Annotated in this window: 22 protein-coding genes and 2 riboswitches; of the genes, 11 read left to right on the forward strand and 11 right to left on the reverse strand. The window is 63.3% G+C overall.

What is annotated here, in order from left to right:
- The first annotated feature begins 30 nt into the window (after positions 1 to 30).
- From cobG to cobJ, 4 genes are read left to right on the forward strand one after another with little or no spacing between them, the layout of a single operon-like run.
- Positions 31 to 1,299 carry a precorrin-3B synthase gene (cobG, locus tag NK8_RS18920; RefSeq protein WP_213228928.1) on the forward strand — a complete coding sequence of 423 codons (1,269 nt, stop codon included), beginning with the start codon at positions 31 to 33 and terminating at the stop codon, positions 1,297 to 1,299.
- Positions 1,292 to 1,918, forward strand: a complete 627-nt coding sequence (locus tag NK8_RS18925) for a precorrin-8X methylmutase (RefSeq protein WP_162067607.1) — start codon at positions 1,292 to 1,294, stop codon at positions 1,916 to 1,918. Before cobG ends, NK8_RS18925 begins: the two co-directional genes overlap by 8 nt.
- Positions 1,915 to 2,643, forward strand: a complete 729-nt coding sequence (locus tag NK8_RS18930; protein ID WP_213228930.1) for a precorrin-2 C(20)-methyltransferase — start codon at positions 1,915 to 1,917, stop codon at positions 2,641 to 2,643. Before NK8_RS18925 ends, NK8_RS18930 begins: the two co-directional genes overlap by 4 nt.
- Entirely contained in the window at positions 2,631 to 4,283 is a 1,653-nt protein-coding gene (gene cobJ / locus NK8_RS18935; RefSeq protein WP_213228932.1) for a precorrin-3B C(17)-methyltransferase, read from the forward strand. The genes NK8_RS18930 and cobJ overlap by 13 nt, the downstream gene beginning before the upstream one ends.
- A gap of 15 nt (positions 4,284 to 4,298) precedes the next feature.
- On the opposite strand, the gene NK8_RS18940 is transcribed toward cobJ, so the two are convergent.
- The 7 genes from NK8_RS18940 to cobW all read right to left on the reverse strand — a co-directional run bounded on the left by NK8_RS18940 (position 4,299) and on the right by cobW (position 12,406).
- The gene (locus NK8_RS18940; protein WP_225936332.1) at positions 4,299 to 4,694 is read right to left on the reverse strand and encodes a type VI secretion system amidase immunity protein Tai4; all 396 of its coding nucleotides are present in this window, start codon (positions 4,692 to 4,694) and stop codon (positions 4,299 to 4,301) included.
- Positions 4,695 to 4,765: 71 nt separating this feature from the next.
- A complete protein-coding gene (locus tag NK8_RS18945; protein WP_213228936.1) occupies positions 4,766 to 5,221 on the reverse strand; it encodes a type VI secretion system amidase immunity protein Tai4 in 456 nt (151 codons plus the stop codon).
- Entirely contained in the window at positions 5,218 to 5,718 is a 501-nt protein-coding gene (locus NK8_RS18950) for a type VI secretion system amidase effector protein Tae4 (protein WP_213228938.1), read from the reverse strand. The genes NK8_RS18945 and NK8_RS18950 overlap by 4 nt, the downstream gene beginning before the upstream one ends.
- 140 nt (positions 5,719 to 5,858) lie before the next feature.
- Entirely contained in the window at positions 5,859 to 6,428 is a 570-nt protein-coding gene (locus tag NK8_RS18955; RefSeq protein ID WP_213230420.1) for a VWA domain-containing protein, read from the reverse strand.
- Positions 6,429 to 6,547: 119 nt separating this feature from the next.
- The gene (locus tag NK8_RS18960) at positions 6,548 to 7,543 is read right to left on the reverse strand and encodes an ATP-binding protein (RefSeq protein WP_213228940.1); all 996 of its coding nucleotides are present in this window, start codon (positions 7,541 to 7,543) and stop codon (positions 6,548 to 6,550) included.
- Positions 7,540 to 11,316 carry a cobaltochelatase subunit CobN gene (gene cobN, locus NK8_RS18965; RefSeq protein ID WP_213228942.1) on the reverse strand — a complete coding sequence of 1,259 codons (3,777 nt, stop codon included), beginning with the start codon at positions 11,314 to 11,316 and terminating at the stop codon, positions 7,540 to 7,542. The genes NK8_RS18960 and cobN overlap by 4 nt, the downstream gene beginning before the upstream one ends.
- 4 nt (positions 11,317 to 11,320) lie before the next feature.
- Positions 11,321 to 12,406 carry a cobalamin biosynthesis protein CobW gene (gene cobW / locus NK8_RS18970; RefSeq protein WP_213228944.1) on the reverse strand — a complete coding sequence of 362 codons (1,086 nt, stop codon included), beginning with the start codon at positions 12,404 to 12,406 and terminating at the stop codon, positions 11,321 to 11,323.
- Between the two features lie 121 nt (positions 12,407 to 12,527).
- Positions 12,528 to 12,786: riboswitch (cobalamin riboswitch) on the reverse strand.
- Positions 12,787 to 12,888: 102 nt separating this feature from the next.
- Here cobW and NK8_RS18975 point away from each other — a divergent pair.
- Positions 12,889 to 13,290 (forward strand): cobalamin biosynthesis protein, encoded by a 402-nt coding sequence (locus NK8_RS18975; protein WP_213228946.1) that lies wholly within the window; start codon positions 12,889 to 12,891, stop codon positions 13,288 to 13,290.
- An 823-nt stretch (positions 13,291 to 14,113) separates the two neighbouring features.
- On the opposite strand, the gene NK8_RS18980 is transcribed toward NK8_RS18975, so the two are convergent.
- Positions 14,114 to 15,259, reverse strand: coding sequence for an IS481 family transposase (locus NK8_RS18980; protein ID WP_213228948.1), 1,146 nt, complete (start codon positions 15,257 to 15,259; stop codon positions 14,114 to 14,116).
- A 194-nt stretch (positions 15,260 to 15,453) separates the two neighbouring features.
- Here NK8_RS18980 and cobO point away from each other — a divergent pair, with 194 nt between their 5' ends.
- Genes cobO through NK8_RS18995 form a run of 3 tightly spaced genes read left to right on the forward strand, consistent with a single transcriptional unit; the run spans position 15,454 to position 17,599 of the window.
- A complete protein-coding gene (gene cobO / locus NK8_RS18985; protein ID WP_213228950.1) occupies positions 15,454 to 16,056 on the forward strand; it encodes a cob(I)yrinic acid a,c-diamide adenosyltransferase in 603 nt (200 codons plus the stop codon).
- Between the two features lie 5 nt (positions 16,057 to 16,061).
- On the forward strand, positions 16,062 to 17,360 hold the full coding sequence (locus NK8_RS18990) for a cobyrinate a,c-diamide synthase (protein WP_213228951.1): 1,299 nt from the start codon (positions 16,062 to 16,064) through the stop codon (positions 17,358 to 17,360).
- Entirely contained in the window at positions 17,357 to 17,599 is a 243-nt protein-coding gene (locus NK8_RS18995) for a DUF1289 domain-containing protein (RefSeq protein ID WP_213228953.1), read from the forward strand. The genes NK8_RS18990 and NK8_RS18995 overlap by 4 nt, the downstream gene beginning before the upstream one ends.
- 13 nt (positions 17,600 to 17,612) lie before the next feature.
- Here NK8_RS18995 and NK8_RS19000 read toward each other — a convergent pair whose 3' ends face one another.
- Together NK8_RS19000 and NK8_RS19005 are read right to left on the reverse strand one after the other, a co-directional pair.
- On the reverse strand, positions 17,613 to 18,398 hold the full coding sequence (locus tag NK8_RS19000) for a CbtA family protein (protein ID WP_213228955.1): 786 nt from the start codon (positions 18,396 to 18,398) through the stop codon (positions 17,613 to 17,615).
- 9 nt (positions 18,399 to 18,407) lie between these two features.
- Entirely contained in the window at positions 18,408 to 18,641 is a 234-nt protein-coding gene (locus NK8_RS19005) for a CbtB-domain containing protein (RefSeq protein ID WP_162067618.1), read from the reverse strand.
- Positions 18,642 to 18,669: 28 nt separating this feature from the next.
- Positions 18,670 to 18,797, reverse strand: a riboswitch (cobalamin riboswitch).
- A gap of 49 nt (positions 18,798 to 18,846) precedes the next feature.
- On the opposite strand from NK8_RS19005, the gene NK8_RS19010 reads away from it, so the two are divergent.
- From NK8_RS19010 to NK8_RS19020, 3 genes are all read left to right on the forward strand, one after another.
- Positions 18,847 to 19,398 carry a histidine phosphatase family protein gene (locus tag NK8_RS19010; protein WP_213228957.1) on the forward strand — a complete coding sequence of 184 codons (552 nt, stop codon included), beginning with the start codon at positions 18,847 to 18,849 and terminating at the stop codon, positions 19,396 to 19,398.
- A gap of 79 nt (positions 19,399 to 19,477) precedes the next feature.
- A complete protein-coding gene (locus tag NK8_RS19015; RefSeq protein ID WP_213228959.1) occupies positions 19,478 to 19,849 on the forward strand; it encodes a DUF1428 domain-containing protein in 372 nt (123 codons plus the stop codon).
- Between the two features lie 48 nt (positions 19,850 to 19,897).
- Positions 19,898 to 20,212, forward strand: coding sequence for an antibiotic biosynthesis monooxygenase (locus NK8_RS19020; protein ID WP_106853142.1), 315 nt, complete (start codon positions 19,898 to 19,900; stop codon positions 20,210 to 20,212).
- 97 nt (positions 20,213 to 20,309) lie between these two features.
- On the opposite strand, the gene NK8_RS19025 is transcribed toward NK8_RS19020, so the two are convergent.
- Entirely contained in the window at positions 20,310 to 20,714 is a 405-nt protein-coding gene (locus NK8_RS19025; RefSeq protein ID WP_225936268.1) for a hypothetical protein, read from the reverse strand.
- Positions 20,715 to 20,730 lie beyond the last annotated feature (16 nt).

A 20,730-nucleotide genomic window follows, 5' to 3' on the forward strand; every position in this document is an offset into this window, starting at 1 on the left:
ATCACGCGCGAAGCCCAACGGGTCCCGCTTTTGACTTCAATCGACCGCCCATCGCTCAACGCCGCCCCGCGCGCTTCGGCGTGTCCGGGCCTGACGCGCATCGTGCCCGCGCGCGATGGCGGCCTCGCGCGTCTGCGTCTCCCGGGCGGCGCACTGAGCACGCACGCGGCGCGAGCCGTCGCGCGTGCGGCGCGGGCCTGCGGCTCGGGCGTGATCGAAGTGACCAATCGCGCGAACCTGCAACTGCGCGGCATCCGCGACGACGCCCACGCCGCGCTGATCGACATTGCGCTCGACGCGGGCCTCGGCCCGTCGACCGCGAGCGCCGACGACATCCGCAACGTGATGCTGAGTCCGCTCGCGAGCGACGCCACGCGCGCACTCGCCGCGAACATCATCGACGCGATGCAGGCCGATGCCTCGTTGCACGCGCTGTCGCCCAAGTTCGCGTTGCAGCTCGATGCCGGCGAGCGTCTCGCGATGCTCGATCATCCCCACGATCTCTGGTTCTCCGCATTCGACGACGGCGCGCGCTTCGCCTTCGGTTTCGCGGGAACGATGTCGCAGTGCGCGCTCGGCGCGGTGCCGCGCGCGAATCTGGTGACGTTCGCTGTGCGCGCGCTGCACCGGTTTCTCGCGCTCGCCACGCCTGAAGAACATCGTATGCGCGATCTGCTCGCGCGTGTCGGCGTCGCGCAATTTCTCGAAGGATTCGATTTCGACGCGGACTTGCAGACCTGGCGACGCGCCCCCGCCGATGCATCGCTGCGGCTCGGCGCGCACGCGGAACCGCATCGCGCGACGTGGTACGCGGGCGCGCAGACGCCGCTCGGACGCCTTGACGCGCACACGCTCGAAGCCCTCGCCGATCTCGCCGACACGCGTGCCGAAGGCCTTCTGACGATGACGCCGTGGCAAAGCGTGCTGCTGCCGGGCATCGCGCAGAGCGACACGCACGAAGTGCTTCAAACCTTGCGCGCGCTCGGGCTCGCCACCGACCCGCGCGATCCGCTCGCGCGCCTGATCGCGTGCGCGGGCTCCGAGGGCTGCGCAAAAAGCCACGCCGACACCAAAGCCGACGCGCATCGCCTCGCCCCGCTGCTGCCCGCGCACGACGAAACGCCGGTGCATCTTAGCGGCTGCGAGCGTTCGTGCGCGGCGGCGCATCCGGTCCCGGTGACGCTCTATGCGGTCGCGCCGGGACGCTATGACTTTCATCGCGACGGCCGCATCGTCGCGCGCAATCTGACTATCGAAGAGGCGGCCGCACGGCTCGCCCGGAGCCATGCCGATGCCTGACTACATCCGCGACGGCGCGGAGATTTATCGCCAGTCGTTCGCGACGATCCGCGCCGAAGCCGACCTCGCCGCCATTCCCGCCGATCTGGAAAAGCTCGCGGTACGCCTGATCCATGCGTGCGGCATGGTCGATATCGTGAGCGATCTGCGCTTTTCTCCCGGCGCGGGCGATGCGGGCCGACGCGCGCTCGCAGCCGGCGCGCCGGTTCTGTGCGACGCGCGCATGGTCGCCGAGGGCATCACGCGCGCGCGGCTTCCCGCCGACAACCGCATCGTCTGCACGTTGAGCGACCCGTCGATACCCGAGCGCGCCCGCGCGATGGGCAACACGCGCTCAGCCGCCGCGCTCGAACTGTGGCGGCCGGATCTCGAAGGCGCGATCGTCGCAATCGGCAATGCGCCGACCGCGCTCTTTCATCTGCTCGACATGCTCGATGCCGGCGCACCGAAGCCCGCGCTCGTTCTGGGCTTTCCGGTCGGCTTCATTGGCGCGGCGGAATCCAAGGCGATGCTCGCCGCCGATAGCCGCGGCGTGCCCTTCGTCGCCTTGCTCGGCCGTCGCGGCGGCAGCGCGATGGCGGCCGCAGCGGTGAACGCACTTGCTTCGGAGGCCGAATGATGAGCGGACGTCTTTTTGGACTGGGCGTCGGTCCTGGCGATCCGGAACTCATCACCGTGAAGGCGTTGCGCCTGCTGAAGGCTGCGCCCGTGGTCGCGTATTTCGTCGCGAAGGGCAAGAAAGGCAACGCGTTCGGCATCATCGAATCGCATCTCGACGATACCCAGACGCGCCTGCCGCTCGTCTATCCGGTGACGACCGAGGCGCTGGAGTCGCCGCTCTGCTACGAGACGATCATCAGCGCGTTCTACGACGAGGCCGCGCTCACGATCTCCGCTCATCTCGAAGCCGGCCGCGACGTCGCAGTGATCTGCGAAGGCGATCCGTTCTTCTATGGCTCGTACATGTATCTGCACGATCGGCTCGCCGGTCGCTTCGATGCGCAGGTCGTGCCCGGCGTGTGTTCGATGCTCGGCGGAGTCGCGGTATTGGGCGTGCCGCTCGTGTATCGCAATCAGAGTCTGTCGGTGCTGTCGGGCGTGTTGCCGGAAGACGAGCTGAAGCGTCGTCTCGAAGCGGCGGATGCGGCTGTCATCATGAAACTCGGACGCAACTTCGAGAAGGTGCGGCGCGTGCTCGGCGAGCTCGGACTCGATGAGCGCGCGCTGTATGTCGAGCGCGCGACGATGGCCAATCAGCGCATCGTGCCACTCGATGACGTCGATCCGATGGCGTCGCCGTATTTTTCGCTGCTCGTCGTGCCGGGGAAGAAATGGCGCGCATGATCGCTTCCACGCCACTGGCGATCGTCGTGCTGGGTGCGGGCGCGCTCGTGACCGCGCGGCGCATCCAGGCGCGCTTTCCGGAATCGCGCGTGCATGGACTCGCGAGCCGCGTGAGCGCGGACATCGCTTATGACGATTTCGGCGCGCATGTGCGCGAGCTGTATGCAGCGGGAACGCCTGTCGTCGCGTTGTGCTCCGCGGGCATCGTGATTCGCGCACTCGCGCCGTGTCTCGCCGACAAAGGCGCCGAGCCGCCTGTGCTCGCCATCGCACAGGATGGCAGCGCGGTGGTGCCGTTGCTCGGCGGCATGCGCGGCGTGAATGGACTGGCGCGCGAGATCGGCACCGCGCTCGACGTCGCGCCCGCGATCACGACCAGCGGCGAACTGCGCTTCGGGCAATGTCTGCTCGCGCCGCCGGAAGGTTATGCGCTCGCGGATATCGAGCAAGGCAAGCGCTTCGTGTCCGACTTGCTCGCGGGCGAGACGACGCGCGTCGAAGGCCACGCGCCCTGGCTCGATGATGCCGCGCTGCCTCGCGCCGACGATGCGCGCCGCGCGGTGCGCGTCACGCCGTTTGCCGCAAGCGACGCGGATAGTCTCGTGATTCATCCGCGTTGCGTGCTGGCGTGGATCGACAATGTCTCGCGCGATGACGACATCGGGGAACGCGTGCGTCGCGCATTGCGCGATCGCGGTCTCGCGCCGCTCGCGCTCGCGGCGTTGTGCGCGCCCGTGCGTGACATGGCATCGCAATCGCTTGCCGATGCCGCTCACGCACTCGATGTGCCGCTGCGCTTTTGCGATGCCGCGCCGTTCGATGTGAGCGATGCGCGCGAAATCGGCTTGCAGGTGCAAGATGCGCCCATCGATGCACAATCGATAGGCCGCGCGCGCGGCACGCTGACGGTGATCGGACTCGGCCCCGGCAGCGCCGCACTGATGACGCCCGCCGCGAAAGATGCGCTTGCCGCCGCGCAAGACGTGCTCGGCTATGAGACCTACGTTCGCATGGCCGGCCCGTTTCGCGACGATCAGCGCGTGCATATCACCGACAACCGCGAGGAATTGCAGCGTGCGCGTCACGCGTTCGAACTGGCGAGCGAAGGACGGCGTGTGGTCGTGGTGTCATCGGGCGATCCGGGCGTGTTCGCGATGGCGGCTGCCGTGCTCGAAGCGCTCGACGAAGGACGCGCTGCGTATCCCGAGTGGAGCGCGGTGAAACTCGCGATCGTGCCGGGGGTGTCGGCATCGCTTGCAACGGCCGCGCGTGCGGGTGCGCCGCTGGGCCACGATTTTTGCGTGATGTCGTTGTCGGATAATTTGAAGCCTTGGAGCGTGATCGAGAAGCGCATCGCGCATGCGGGCGAAGCCGATCTCGTGATGGCGTTCTATAACCCGCTGTCGAAGGCGCGGCCCTGGCAGTTCGATCGTGCGATTGAAATCGTGAAGCGGTATCGTGGCGTGGGGACGCCCGTCGTGCTTGGGAGAGATATCGGGCGGCCGGCCGAAGCGCTGCGTGTCGTTACGCTGGGCGAACTGAAAAGCGAACTCGTCGATATGCGGACGATGGTGATCGTGGGGTCGTCGACCACGCGGGTGGTGGGGGATTGGGTTTATACGCCGCGGTGGTATGGGTGAAGGCGGCCAAGGGAATCAGCGTTTGTCGTGTTTGGCTTGGTCACGGACGGTCCAGTTCGGGTGAGGGACCAGTCGCGTGACCAGACGATCCAGTTCCTTGCTGTGGTACAGGTCAAGGCATTTGAGGAAGTCGAAGCGAATACCCTTCACTTCCGCTTCTGCCAATGGATTGAAGTAGTCGCGAGACAAATACTTCTTCACCAGTGCAGTGATCGCCTCGGGATGATCCATGTCGTAGTAGGTCCATTCGATCAACCCCGTCACGCTGCTTCCGGCGTCCTTCCCCACTTCAGCGTTGTTTTTATAGGCTGTCGTCACGCAGATCGCGAGCACCATGTCTCTGAAGTTTTGACCAAAGGTTCGTTTGTAGGCTTCGGGGGAATCGCTCGCATGCGCGGATTGGTGGGCCATTGCGGAGCAACAGAAGCAAAGCGGGAGCGTGATGGATCTGAACCAGCGTTTCATGACAAGCTCCAAGGGAATCAGCGCTTGTCCTGTTTCAAGCGAGACCGGATGGTCTGATTGGGATCTATCACCAATTGCTTGACCAGTCGATCCAGTTCCTTGCTGTGATACAAGTCGAGGCATTTCAAAAAGTCGAAGCGAATATCTCTCCCCTTTACTTCCGCCTCGACCAGCGGATTGTAGTAGTCGCGAGCCAAATACTTTCGCACCAAAGCTCCCATTGCCTCGGGATGCATGTCCAGATCGTAAAGGGTCCAGTCTCTCAACGCGCTTACGCTGCTTCCGGCATCGATCGCTGCGTCATCGCTACCTTTGTACGCGATCGCGACGCATGTGGCCAGAACCATGTCCCTGTAGTTCTGAGCATAGGTGCGTGCAGGCGCTTCGGGCGAATCTCTTACCTCCCCGAGCGCCTGAGCACTGACCGCAGCACACGCCAAAGCCAGAATCGTATAGATACTGCGCCGGATCATGTCAGGCTCCAAAAATGCGCCCGATCAGTCCTGTAGGCGGATCCTGGTTCGTTAAAGTAACAACTGTCGTAGCAAGTAATACCGTTGTACAAGGTCGCGTGGCCTTGAGCGTCTCGCCATCCGGATGTCTCGAAGAGAATAACCCCTCGTTTGCCGGCCAGCTTACCGCCGCCGGACGGCGGATACGCCATCGTTTCGGGCACGCCCCAACGTTGCTTCAGAAACGGAATGAGGTCGATCACACGATAGAAATATCTTCGATTGTCGGCGCCTGTGACCGTCCTTCCGGCGATTGCCGGTATCGTCACGCCGGAGTGATTCAGGATATAACTCATGCGAACCGCGCACGTGTTCTTCCATCTGGATTCGATATCGGCGTCCCTGATATTCCACGCCACCTTTCCGCCGATCACATTCGCGACTTTTCCTTCAGGGTCCGAGGGATCGTAAATTTGCATCGATGCCGCCCACGCGGCAGCAAACATCGGTCTATACATCTGCCATCCTAACCATTTTCAACGAACAGAATTTGAAACGCGCGCGCAATTATAGAGTCGAGAATGCTCGTTTCTTCCTATTCGCGGGAAAATCAGACAAACCTAATGTCAACCGACAACTGATTGCTCAATCCACTTGCCTAACGGCCCGCGTTGACAATTAACTCATCCGCAACGCAATAATCCGCATCCCAACGACGCGCCAACTCGCTACATCGCCCCACACGCACCAACCCCTCTTCAAAATCAACAACGACGATCTCATCCGCCGATCCCGGCGCCGCCGGCCTTTCATTCGTGCGCCCATCGGTCAGCACCCAAAGCCTGCGCCGCTGCGACGGCCTGCGCCTCGCCGCGCGCTCGAGCACCGTCGCCGCGCTCGCCAGCCCGAGCGCGAGCGGCGTGCCGCCGCCACCGGCGATCGGCGCAACCCAGCGCTCATTGAACCAATGCGCCGCGCCCGGCTGCCGACGCACCTGCGCACGCCCGCCGCCGAAACACACGAGCGCGATTTCAGCACGCTCGCGATAAGCCCGATCGAATAACGCGACGAGCATGCCTTTCGCACGCGCGAGCCGTTCGCCCGCGAGCATCGAACCGGAGCAATCGAGCAGAAAGCAATGCAGCACCGCGCCGTCGCCCTGCGTGCGTCGATAGCGCAGATGCTCGCTATCCAAGCGTGCAGAACGCTTCGCGCGCAAGGTCGCCAGCCAGTCGATGGACGCACTGCGTTCCCCATCGCGTACGGCGAAACGGCCTTTCGTACGCGCTTCGTTCCATCGAAGGCGATGCCCCACGTTGATGGCATCCGCGTCGCGCCTTCGATGGCTCAGGCTTTTTTTGCGGGCAACGGCCTCACTTGCTTGATCTTCGCGGTTCCAGTCGGCTCAGGCGGCAGATAACCCCAGTCCGAATCGCCCGAACCTGTATCGCGCTGCGTCGATTCACGCGCGCCCGGTTCACGCGCAGGCGCTTCAACCTCTCGCCGCCGATGCTTCAACACCGCATCCGAGACACGCTCGACATGCGTCACGACCACCTTCGATGCACCTTCGAACGCAGCCAGCGCCCGCGCCGCGCGCAACATCACGATGTCCGCACGCAAACCATCCACGTGCGCCTCGATGCAAAGTTCGCTCACGCGCGCATGCACCGCATCGTCGAAATCGAATGACGGTAGCGCCGCACGCGCCGCATGAATGCGCGCGCTAAGCGACGTCTGCTTGCTTGCATGCAGCGCGCGGAATGCATCGGAATCCGTATCGAATGCGAGACGCGCCTTCACGATGCGCTGTCGCACACTCGCATCGAAGGAGTTGCTCATCTCAACAGCGAGCCCGAAGCGATCGAGCAATTGCGGACGCAACTCGCCCTCTTCCGGATTCATCGTGCCGATCAGCACGAACCGCGCGTCATGCCGATGCGAAATGCCATCGCGCTCGATGATGTTCACGCCGCTCGCCGCGACATCGAGCAGTTGATCCACGAGCGGATTCGGCAGCAGATTGACCTCGTCGACATACAGCACGCCCAGATGCGCTTTCGCGAGCAAGCCTGGCGAAAACTGCACGCCGCCATCGCGCAACGCGCTTTGAATGTCGAGCGTGCCGATCAACTGCTCCTCGCTCGCGCCGAGCGGCAAGGTCACGAGCCGCCCTTCAGGCAACAACTCCGCGAGCGCGCGCGCAGCCGTCGATTTCGCTGTGCCGCGCGGCCCGCTGACAAGCACGCCGCCTAGCGCGGGATCGACCGCCGCAAGAAGCAAAGCCTGTTGCAGCGGCTCCTGACCCACGAGCGCGGTAAAGGGAAAAGTGAGTGGATTCAATGTTGTCGGCCTTCGATGCGCTGTTCGATATCGAGCAGATGCCGTTCGACCTGCTCGCGATAATCGGCAGGCTCCTGCCACAAGCCGCGCTGCATCGCTTCGAGCAGGCGTTCGCAGATCGATTGCAGCGCGTGGGGATTGTGTTGCGCAATGAACGCGCGCGTGTCCTCATCGTTCACATAGGCATCGGTGACGAGCGCGTATTGATGATCCGACACGACGCGCGCGGTGGCGTCATAGCCGAACAGATAATCGACGGTCGCGGCAAGCTCGGACGCGCCCTTGTAGCCGTGGCGCTTCACGCCGTCGATCCACTTCGGATTGACGACGCGCGACCGCACCACGCGCGCGATCTCTTCATTCAATGTGCGTACGCGCGGCGCGGCGGGATTGCTGTGATCCGCGTTATAAGCCTGTGGCTGCACGCCGGACAGATAGCGCACGGCCGCGACCATGCCGCCCTGAAACTGATGATAGTCGTTCGAATCGAGCAGATCGTGTTCGCGGTTGTCCTGATTCTGCAGCACGACATCGAGCGTCGATAGCCGCATGCCGAAGCTCGCGCGCGCTTCGACGCCATCGCCGGTTTGCGAATACGCGTAGCCTCCCGTGCTTTGATACGCGGCGGAGAGATCCGCATCGGTGTGCCATTGCTTCGCGTCGATCAGCTCTTGCAGGCCCGCGCCGTATGCGCCGGGCTTCGTGCTGAACACGCGCCAGCCCGCGCGACGCCGCGCTTCCTTCGTATCGATGCCGCGCGCGATGAGTTCGTCGCGTTCGCGCAGGATGCGAGCGCGGATCGGGTTGACGTCGGCGGGTTCGTCGTCGAGTTCGGCGACCGCTTGCACGGCCGCATCGAAGAGATGAATCAGATTGGCGAATGCGTCGCGGAAGAAGCCCGACACGCGCAATGTCACGTCGATGCGCGGCCTGTTGAAGATGGCGATCGGCAGAATCTCGAAGTCGGTCACGCGATGACTGCCCGCGGCCCACTTCGGCCGCACGCCGATCAGCGCGAAGGCTTGCGCGATATCGTCGCCGCCCGTACGCATCGTTGCCGTGCCCCACACGGACAGACCGATCGCGCGCGGAAAATCGCCGTGATCCTGCACGTGACGTTCGACCAGCGCATTCGCCGACTTGAGGCCGAGCGACCACGCCGCCTGCGTCGGCAAGGCACGCGTATCGACGGAATAGAAGTTGCGGCCCGTGGGCAACACGTCGGGCCGACCGCGCGACGGCGATCCGCTCGGACCCGGCGGCACGAAACGTCCTTCCAGACCGCGCTTCAGTTGCAAAAGCTCTTGCGGACCACACGCATCGAGCCGCGCGAGCACGTCGCCACGCAGGCGTTCGAGCACGAGCGATGCATGCGGACCAGGCGCGACGGCATCGTTGTCCGACAGTAGTTGCATCGCGAACCATTCGATGCGCTCACGCGTGTCGCCGTGATGACGCCATGGCGCATCGCTTGTTTCGACGAGCGCGCGCGGACGCGGTCCGTGCCACGGCGCAGCCCAGTCGGCATCGAGCGGATCGAAATCGGCGGGCAACTGCAGATCGCGCGCGATCGCCGTGATGAGGCTCGCGTTGCTGCCCTGCCCGTCGCCGACTGGAAAGCGGCCGAGCGCGAGCAGCGTATCGCGACGCTGCACGCCTTGCGGCGAGACGCCGAACACATGCAGGCCGTCGCGAATCTGCGCTTCCTTCAGTTCGCAGAGGTAGGCATCGGCGCGCGTGAGCAGCGCATCTTCACCGACGCTATCGCGCGGCGCATCGAGCCCGAGCTCCTCATGCAACCTGTTCTCGACGATGTTTTCAAGGATCGATTTGCGCAACAGTTTCGCGCGGCGCGCATCGACCATCAACGCTTCGTAGTATTCGTCGACCTGACGCTCCAGATCCTGCAAGGGCCCGTAGTTTTCGGCGCGCGTGAGCGGCGGCATCAGATGATCGATGATCACCGCCTGCGCGCGACGCTTCGCCTGGCTGCCCTCGCCCGGATCATTCACGATGAACGGATAGAGATGCGGCATCGGTCCGAGGATCGCGTCTGGCCAGCATGACGACGACAGCGCGACGCTCTTGCCCGGCAGCCATTCGAGATTGCCGTGCTTGCCGACATGCACGAGCGCATCCATCTGAAAGCGTAGACGCAGCCAGAAATAGAACGCGAGATAGGCATGCGGCGGCACGAGTTCGGCGTCGTGATAGCTCGCGTAATCGTTGCGTGCGCGCGAGCGCGAAGGCTGAATGCCGACGAATACCTCACCGCAGCGATAGCCCGCAATCATGAAGCGGCCGCGTCTGATGGTCGGATCGTCTTCGGGCGCGCCCCAGGTCTTTTCCAGCGCGGCGCGCGCATCGGCGGGCAGTGAGCGATACGCATCGAGATACTCGTCGAGCGAAAGGCTCTGCAACGCAGGGCGCAAATCGCGCACGACGGGATCATTGGTCACGCCTTCGGTAAGCGCCGCAATGAGCGCATCGCCATGCACCGGAATCTCGCCCACGCGATAACCCTCGCGCGCGAGCATCGACAGAATGCCGATTGCCGATGCGGGCGTATCGAGACCCACGCCATTGCCGATGCGCCCTTCGCTCGCCGGATAGTTCGCGAGCACGAGCGCGATACGTTTGTGTGCGTTCGGCGTGTGGCGCAGCCTGCACCATCGGCGGCTCAGTTCGGCGACGAAGCGCACGCGCTCCGCATCGGCCTGATAGCGTACGACATCCACCTGCGTGTGCTTGCAGTAATACGCGAGCCCCTTGAAGCTCACCGCGCGCGTGATGATGCGGCCATCGACTTCGGGCAGCGCGACATGCATCGCGACATCGCGCGAGTTCAGGCCGTGATTGTCCTTTTGCCAGTCGTCGCGATTGCCGCCGCTCAGAATGACTTGCAGGACGGGCGCATCGCCTGCGACTTCGAATGCATCGTCTTCGCCGATCACGCTCGCGGCGAACGCGGTCGTGTTCAATACGAGCGATGCGTGATGCTCCGCGCACAAGCGCTCGACCACTTCACGGCTCACGCTTTCCTTCAGCGACGAAATCGCAATGGGCAGCGGATTCATGCCTTCCTGTTCGAGCGCTTCGATCAGCGCATCGAACACGGCGGTATTGCCCGACTGCAAATGCGCGCGATAAAACAGAATCGCGGTGACCGGCGCGCCTTCGGTCCAGCGCGCCTGCCAGTCCTCGATGGCCGCGATATCGCGTTCGGGATGATAGATCGCTACCGCGGGCAACGGGCTCGGGCGTTGCGGTTCGCGCCCGAAACCGAATGCGGCATACGCGATCGAACGCAGGAATTCTTCCGCGTTGCGCGCGCCGCCTTCGCGCAGATAGCGCGACAACTCACGGCAGAACGCCGCGTCCGCCGTGCTTTTCGCGGTCAGATTCGGGTCTTCCGCGAGATCGCCCGAGAACATCGCCAGCATCTGCTTGCGCTCTTTCGCGAGCGCGACGATTCGCTCGATGCCATAAGGCCAGTACGATTCGCCGCCGAGATGATCGACGATGACGACCTTTGCGTGACGCAATACATCGTCGACGTAGAAATCGACCGATGCGGGCTGACGCAGAAACGACTGATTCGCGAGCCGCACCTCGGGAAAGTCCGCTTCCAGGCGCGGGAATACGCTCGCGAGCAACGCGAGCGTGGTGTCGGCGGAACTGAGCACGACGATTGGCGCGCGCGTCTGCTCGATCCGCATCACGCCTTGCGTATCGTCGACAAAGCCTCCCGGCGTGGTGCGAAGCAGATGCATCGCGTCAGACCTGCGCCGGCGTGCCCGCGAGCGCGGCATCGAACGCGCGCTGCAATGCATCGCGTTCGAGGTCTTCGCCGATCAGCACGAAACGGCTTTGCGTCTTCGCTTCGCCGGCTTCCCAGCGGCGATCGAAATAGCTGTCGAATCGTCGTCCGACGCCCTGCACGACGAGCCGCATCGCAGCGCCCGGCAGCGCCGCGAAGCCCTTCACGCGATAGATCGTGTGATGCTCGACGAGCGCATGCAAGGCGGCAATCGCCTGTTCGCGCGATTCGACCTCGCCATGCACAACGACCGAATCGAACTCGTCATGGTGATGATCGGCGTGGCCTTCATCGTCGGGCGCGCCGTGATGATCGTGCCGCAGATGAATGGTCTCTTCCGATGCCGCTTCGAGCCCGAGCAGTGTATGCACATCGAGCTTGCCCATCTGCGCGGGCACGATCTTCACTTCGGGCGGAATCTCCGGACGCACGAGCGCTTCGACCTTTCGCAGCGCGTCGGCATCCATGAGATCGGTCTTGTTGACGATGACGAGATCCGCCGACGCAAGCTGATCCTCGAACAATTCGTGCAGCGGCGATTCGTGATCGAGATTCGGATCGGCTTTGCGTTGCGCATCGACGGCGACGGGATTCGCCGCGAACTGGCCGCTCGCGGCAGCGGGACCATCGACGACGGTCACGACTGCATCGACGGTAAAGGCGTTCTTGATCGACGGCCAGTTGAACGCCTGCACGAGCGGCTTCGGCAACGCGAGTCCGGACGTTTCGATCAGTACGTGATCGATGCTGTCGCGCCGCTCGACGAGCTGCTCCATCACCGGATAGAACTCTTCCTGCACGGTGCAGCAGAGGCAACCGTTGGCGAGTTCGTACAGATTGCGGTCTTTCGAGCCGGCTTCATCGTCGCAGCCGATGCCGCAGCCCTTGAGGATTTCCCCGTCGATGCCGAGTTCGCCGAACTCGTTGACGATCACCGCGATGCGCTTTCCTTGCGCGTTGGACAGGATATGCCGCATCAGCGTGGTCTTGCCGCTGCCGAGAAAACCGGTCACGACGGTAACGGGGATCTTGCGGGTTTGCATCGTAGCTCCATGGCTTTTCAGGTGCGTGCGCTTCGTGTCGCGCGATGCGTGGCAACGCTGCTGGACAAAAAGGAAACACACGCTTCGATGGATCACGGACCGCGCCGCATCCCCGCGGCAGCGATCCTTCTGAAAGTCTGGCCGGTATCCGGGCTGACGACCACGCCGCTTCGCCTTCCCGCGCGTTACACGCGCAGTGGCCTCGAAGCCGGCTCCCCATACATGCGATGAAAACATCGCACATACCGGGGCATCGCTTACCGTTGCGGGGGCAGCGCAGGTTGACGTCCGTTCGATCGGCGGAATGGAACGCGCCCTGCTTCCCGTTTAACTGCGCGCGAGAGAATCCGCGCGCGAGCACCAAAACTGCGTGAAAGTCTAGGCCCGGCGGCTACGAGCGTCAAGAATGGAAGGGCCGCGCGCGCGACGTGCTGTGTTAATGTTAGCGCGCTTTTTTTAAATTTCACACGCTTCGGATCGACATGGAATCCGCTATCGCGCGGCTCGCGGTGGGAATTGGATGCAGGCGCGGCGTCAGCGCGGATGCGATCGAACACGCCGTGCGGATGGCGCTCGGTACGCATGCGTTCGGCGATATCGCGATCGTCGCGAGCATCGACGCGAAGCGGGAAGAAGCGGGTTTGCTCGCGTTCTGCGAGCGTCATCGTTTGCCGTTGTGTTTCTATCGCGCCGATGAGATCGCGCGGGCGCCGCGCACCGTGATTTCGCAACACGCGGCGAAGCATCTGAACGTGGACGGCGTATGCGAGCCATGCGCGTTGCTCGCGGGCAACGCGCGCACGCTCATCGTGCCAAAGACGATCGGTTGTGGCGTAACCGTCGCGATCGCACTGGCGCGCGAGTCCTGCGCGGGCGCGACTTGACGGTCGTGCGGGGGGCGTCCTTGCCGGCCGCCGGTTTGGCGACGACGGATATCAGCTTGTCGCGGCACAGCCAGGCGAGAATCGCCAGCGCTACGAGTTCCAGATATAGGTAGATCGCGTCCATTTCCTTGCTCCCGATGTCGGTGGTTGCTTCATTGCCTGATTGCTTGTTGGCATGATGCACTCCGTCTGTTAGCGCAGAATTAACGCGTGGACTGGGCTCGCTTGCTGGAAAAGATTCATAGGCTTTTGCCGGATCCCGTTATCATGTTGGTCTATTAGCACTGCCCCTGTGCGGGGCGGCAGTCACTTTCTTTGCTGCTGCAAAGAAAGTAACCAAAGAAAGCAGCTCGAGACGCCCGCGGTCACACGCAATTTGGCCACTATTCTCCTCGTTCGTGGCACTCAGTAGCGAGTGCCCTCGTAGGCCTAATCGGGCTTGGACCGCGCACGGTCTGACTAGCTAGTTGTTTAAGCGCGCTGGTTCAGCACGAAATAGCTTCGGCACAGCGCTGCGCGCTGCCGTTGGGTATGCAAGGGAAACCGACGAGAAAATGGATACGCAGAAGCACGCGCATCCCCGATGCACCCATCGGCCGCGTAGCGGGCCGGAGCTATTTGGTGCTGAACCAGTCGCGCACGTGGTGCGATGTGACAGACCGTGCGCGGTCCAAGCCCGGTTAGGCCTACGAGGGCACTCGCTACAGAGGCCACGAACAACGAGAAGAACACCCAAATTGCGTGTGACCGCGGGCGTATCAGGCTGCTTTCTTTGGTTACTTTCTTTGCAGCAGTGTATAGACCGGAGACATGGGTAACACATTTAGCTCCTTTTGCCGCGTTGCTTCAAGCTGATGGTATCGATTCGATGATGAGCAAAGTACACGTCGTAGCTACCGTCGATTCCCGCGCACGGTCTGAAGGCGATAGGCAGGTTAGCCAGCGCGCTCGAAACCTTGAAGTGTTGCGACTTGAAGCACACCTCGCCGTTGACGCCCACTCGAACCACCGTGTCGGCGTCGCCGTACTCGATCGGCGCCAGACGTTCCGGATACGCGCGCGGGCTCGTTCGATAGCGCGAGATCGGCGTGGCCATGCCCAGCGCCTGATGCGGTCGTTCGTGGTTGTACACGTTGCGCCATGCATCGAACGCCTGCTGAGCGCTCTTCAAATTCCTGAAGTGTCGCCCCGCGAGCAGTTCAGCTTTCAGCGTCCGATGAAACCGTTCGTCTTTCCCGTTGGTCTGCGGATGCCTGGGCCGGCTGTACGAGACACCGATTTGCAGCAGGATCAGCCAGATTGCCAGGGCAGTCAGTTGTCCCGGTCGCGCCGGGCTGCCCCATGGCGGACCGTTGTCCATATTGATGCGCAGCGGCAGTCCGTATCGGCGAAATACTGCGCGCAGGTGCTCGCGCACCACCCGCGTGGGCGTGCTGCCACATGCGTCGAGCGCGAGATCGAAGCGAGAGTGATCATCAAGCACCGTGAGCGGACAGCAACGTCGACCGTTGTCGAGTTCGATGCAGCCCTTGAAGTCCATCTGCCAAAGATCATTGGGGTGCTCGTGTTCGAAGCGCTGCCATCGCGAAGCGTCCGCGCTGGCCTCGGCCATAATCAAGCCGTGCCGATGCAGGATGCGCGTCACGGTACTTGGCGAAGGCGTCTGCGCACAACCCAGATCGCTCATGCGACGGGCAATCTTGGCCGCACCCCACGCGGGCTGCGCTTCACGCATTTGAACCACCCTTGCTTCAAGTTCAGCAGCAGTACGCGTTGGGCTACGAACGGGACGTCGAGGCTGATCGGCCAACGCGGTATCGCCCTGCTCGAAGCGCCTGATCCATTTGTAGCCGGTCTTCGGACTGACGCCGTACTGACGACACAAGGCGCGCCGATTGGCCCCCTCTTGTGTCGCAAATTTTACGAATTCAAGCCGCAATTCCATGGTGTTTTTGCTATCCCAAGACATGATCTACTCCGGACGAACTATTCGTCCGAAGTGTTACCCATGTCCTGGAACAGGTGTTACCCATGTCTCCGGTCCATACACAGCAGCAAAGAAAGTGACTGCCGCCCCGCACAGGGGCAACGCTAATAGACCAACACCAATACGGGATCCGGCGACAAAACCCACCCCCAAGCCCCATCCCCCTCGGAGTTCACGTGAAAACCGATACCGAATCGCATCTGCGCATGACCCAGCGCCGCAAGGAAGGCCACGAAAAGAAACAGGCCGCCGCCGACCACGAGAAAGGCTTGCTGATCGTGAATACCGGCAACGGCAAGGGCAAAACCACAGCCGCCTTCGGCATGGCCGTCCGCGTCCTCGGCCACGGCATGAAACTCGGCGTCGTGCAGTTCATCAAAGGCGCATTGCATACGTCGGAACGCGATTTCCTCGGCGCGATCGCGCATTGCGATTTCATCACGATGGGCGACGGCTACACCTGGAACACGCAGAACCGCGAAGCCGATATCGCCACCGCGCGCAAAGGCTGGAACGAGGCGCGGCGCATGATCGAAAGCGGCGAGTATCAGATGGTCGTGCTCGACGAACTGAACACCGTGCTCAAGTATGAATATCTGCCGCTCGACGAAGTGCTCGACGTGCTGAAGGCAAGGCCCGAAATGCTGCATGTCGTCGTGACGGGACGCCACGCTCCCGATGCGCTCGTCGAGCTCGCCGATCTCGTCACCGAGATGCGCCTCGTGAAGCATCCGTATCGCGAGCAGGGCGTGAAGGCACAACGCGGCGTGGAATTCTAAGCGCGATGCCGGACTGCCCCGCTCTTTTCATCGGCGCGAGTGCGTCGCATCAAGGCAAGACCACGGTGACGGCCGCGCTCGCGCGCCATCACACGCGACGTGGCCTGAAGGTGCGCGTCTTCAAGACCGGCCCGGATTTTCTCGATCCGATGATCCTCGAACGCGCATGCGGCGCGCCCGTCTATTCGCTGCATCTGTCGATGGTCGGGCTCGACGCGTGCCGCGCATTGCTCGCGCACGCGGCGCGCGAGGCGGACCTCATTCTCATCGAAGGCGTGATGGGTCTGTTCGACGGCACGCCGAGCAGCGCCGATCTCGCCGCCGCGTTCAACGTGCCCGTGCTCGCGGTGATCGGCGCGCACGGCATGGCGCAAACCTTCGGCGCCATCGCGTTCGGGCTCGCGCGCTATCGCGCGGACGTGCCGTTTCATGGCGTGCTCGCGAATCGCGTCGCGTCGGCGCGTCATGCGCAAATGCTGTCGGAGACGATTCCCGAGGGCTTGCGCTATTGCGGCCATCTGTCGAATGCCGACGATATCGCATTGCCCGAACGTCATCTCGGTCTCACGCAGCCCGAAGAAGTCGCGGGCCTCGACGCGCGGCTCGAACGCGCCGCCGACGCCATCGCGCAAACCGCGCTCGCCGATCTGCCACCGCCGGTTCATTTCGACGATGCCACGCTTCCCGCACCGCCGCGTCTGCTCGAAGGCCTGCATATCGCGATTGCGCGCGACGCCGCGTTTTCCTTCGTCTATCCGGCGAATGTGGATCTGCTCGTCGCGATGGGTGCGCGCATCAGCAGGTTCTCGCCGCTCGCCGACGAACCCGCGCCCGCCGATGCCAATGCGCTCTATCTTCCCGGCGGCTATCCCGAGCTGCATGCCGCCGCGCTCGCCGCGCATTCGCGCACGCGCGCTTCCATCGATGAACACGTCGCGCAAGCAAAACCGGTCGTCGCGGAATGCGGCGGCATGCTGTATCTGCTCGACACGCTGACTGACATCGAAGGCACCCGGCACGCGATGCTCGGCATTCTGCCCGGCGACGCCGCGATGCAACGCAAGCTGTCGCGCCTCGCGATGCAGCGCATCGACACGACGCACGGCCCGATGACGGGCCACACGTTCCACTACTCGACCTTGCAGACGCCGATGCAGCCCACGCTTCAGGCAACGCACGCGACCACCAGCACATCGGGCGAAGCGCTTTATCGACACGGCCCGGTCACGGCCACGTATATGCACGCATACTGGCCGTCGAATCCGGCCGCAGCCGCCGCGCTCTTTCGCGGTGAATCACTATGACGACCACGCCAGACATTCGCACGCCGCTCGACCTCGCATTCACGATCGAACGCGCCAGAACTCAGCAGCCAGTCGGCTCGCCCTGCACTGACGTCTGCAAGCTCGATGCCAATAACGGGCTGTGCCTCGGCTGCTTTCGAAGCCGCGAAGAGATCAAGACCTTCCGCGCGATGGATGACGCCGCGAAACTCGCCTTGTTCGACGAACTGCTTGCGCGGCGTGCGGCGATAACGAAATAGGCAACGCGGCCGTTCAAGCCGCGGCCATGCGCCTGACTGCCGGCCGTTCCAGTTCCCGCGCCGCGAGCGCGCCGAACACGAGGCCGAGCGCGGCCCAGATCAGCGCCTGAATCCCGATCGCGGCGAGCCGGAAATTCCACAAGAGCGATGCGGAGAATTCGGAGGGCACTTCATCGATACGGGGCAACGCAACCTGCGCCACGACGATCACGACGATATACGCCGCCGCGCCGATGAGCGTCGCGTTCCAGCCGCCATGCCGCGCCTGTATGCGCCGCTGGAGCCGCACGGCGAACACAGCCGCCGCGATCGAAATGGCCACCATGCCGAAGAAGAGCGCCGTGCGCGGCCCGATGGTCTCGGGATTGCCCACTGCCGGCGGATTCGGCGGGTACTTGAGAAACGGCACGATGGCCACGCTCACGAAGCCGAACAACGCCAGCAGCGCCGACGTGCCGCGCGCATGCAGGGCACCGAGCCGTCCATAAGCGAACGCGAACACGAGCGAAAACAGACCGCCCAGCGCGGTGCCGAATACGGCAACGCCGGTCAGCAGACCGAGGCCCGCTTGGGTATCGCGTGAAACGAGTTCTTCGTCGCCGTGATCGTGCGAATGCGCTGCTGTAGCCGATGCATCGGCATGGTCATGTTCATGCGGCGCCTGCACATGCTCATGCTGCTCCTCGAACGCGATCGCGCGCGCCACCGATGGCTCGCCGAACGCACGCGCGAAACCGAAGCCGATCAGGCCCGCGACCAATCCCGCGATCATGCCGCGTATCAGCAAAGTGCGAATCATGACGGGACCTCAGTGGCACGGAAAGCCGAGCAGATGCCGGCCGTCGTGAACGAATTCGTGGACGTAGGTGCCCGAGAAAATCGACGTCGCGCCCTGCTCGGCCCCGACGAAATAGATGGCGATCAACAGAATCAGGCCGATGAACACGGCCCAGGGCAGCACCTCGCGCACTGGAATGGGCACGGGTACGTCGAGCGACGGGGAAACCGGAGCGGAAAAGGCCGGCGCGTTGGAAGCATTCATTTTGGTTCTCCAGGGAAAAGCGCGTCCCGATTGATGAAGAGCGTGCAGCGGGGTCTGACTCGCGGCACGGCGCCTTTCGACACACGAACCGCATACAGTGGCGCGACCGTGCCGGGTTTGCACCGGCTTCCTCGCACTGCAAGCTTGCCATTCTATGACGATTGACGGCAAAGTAAAACGATCTCATCCCGCCGGTCCCGCTCCCTTGGAACTCATCCTCCTGTGCCACGCCGCCACCCGCGCGATGAAAACCGGCCGCTTTCCCACCGGCGACGAACCCGCCGATCACGAAGGGCGCGCTGTGCTCGCGTCGTTGCGCGCGAACAGCGAGACGCGCGTGATCGCGAGCCCCGCACGCGTGACGCGCGAGACGGCAGGATGGATCGCGAATGCGTTCGAGATCGTGCCCGCGTTCGACGACCTCGACTATGGCCGCTGGCGCGGCCTGTCCATCCGCGAGACGGGTGAGCGCGAGCCGGAGCATGTCGCAGCGTGGCTCGCGGACCCGCTCGCGCGTCCGCACGGCGGCGAGAGCATCGGCATGCTGGCGATGCGCGTCGCGCAGGGGCTCGCCTTCATCGACCGCCTGAATGCGCGCGAGCGCTGCATCGTCGTCACGCATGCGATCGTCGTGAAAGTGGCGCTGGCGCATGTGCTCAGTACGCCGCTCGCGTCCGTCTACGGAATGGACCTCGCGCCGCTTTCGTCCACCGTGCTCAAACGCGCGTCGCCCGGAGATGCCTGGACGCTCGCCTGAACTTCGTTCCTTACAAAACGCTCAAACGAGCAGCGCATCGCATGCGCGGCCCTTTTTCGAACCGATTCAGGAGACTCAGATGGCGCACTACGTGGATGGATTCGTCGTACCCGTGCCGATCGACAAGATCGACGCCTACCGCGCGATGGCCGAAGCCGCCGGCAAGATCTGGCTGGAGCACGGCGCGCTGGAGTTCGTGGAGACCCTCGCCGAGGACGTGAAGCCGGGCAAGGTCACATCGTTTCCGCAGAGCGTGCAGTTGAAGGACGGCGAGACTGTCGTGTTCTCGTATATCGTCTACGCATCGCGTGAAGAGCGCGACCGCGTCAACGCGAAGGTGATGGAAGACGCGCGCCTCAAGACGATGATGGAATCCGGCGACATGCCGTTCGACCCGCAGCGCATGTTTTTCGGCGGCTTCACGACGATCGTCGAACTCGGGCGCAGCTGATATTTTCTACTTTTTTTTGACCGCTTACGTTGAAGGAGACGCATCGACATGTATATCGCCATGAACCGCTTCAAGATCGTGCCCGGCGCCGAGGCCGATTTCGAACGCCTGTGGACCAGCCGCGACACGCATCTCAAGGACGTACCGGGATTCGTCGAGTTTCATCTGCTCAAAGGGCCCGCGAAAGACGATCACGTTCTCTATTCGAGCCATACGATCTGGGCAAATCAGGCAGCCTTCGAGGACTGGACGCGCTCGGACGCGTTTCGCGCGGCGCATCGCAACGCCGGCGGCGAAACGCGCCAGCTTTATCTCGGCCACCCGGAGTTCGAAGGATTCGAGGTGATTCAGACTGTCAAATAGGCGAGTAAGGCGCGCGTTTCGAACGAATGCGCGCTTTCGGCGGCACGCGCGTTTTACACTCGTGTGAAAAAACGCGCCTCGTCCGATATGTTTTTGATTACGCCTTCGCACCACGCGCCATGCGCTGCAAGGTGGATGAATCGATCGCGGCGGCGCAGATACGGACCGCTTCTTTCAGCGTGCGCGGCCGGCCTTCGCCGAATTGCGATTCGAGCATGGCCACGGCGCGCACGCGCTCGTCACTTCCAAGCTTCTCGCCGGTGGCAAGCTCCAGTACGGAAATGAAGTAGGCCGCTGGCGGTGAGGCGCTTCCCTGGGAAGCCGCCTGGCGTTCCCCGCCCGCGCCTTCGCGCCCGTCTTCGCGCGCGGGAATCCACGGATGCCATTTGCTGTCGTATCGACTTTTCATGGGTTGGTTCACTGGCTCGGTTGCTGTGGCGCATTGCTGCGCCGTTTGTGCGGTGGGGCTTTGCGCCCGTCCATATTTGTAAACCTTCAGCAAGTACCGTTCCAAGCTC

The organism is Caballeronia sp. NK8, from assembly GCF_018408855.1.
Classification (GTDB): Bacteria; Pseudomonadota; Gammaproteobacteria; order Burkholderiales; family Burkholderiaceae; genus Caballeronia.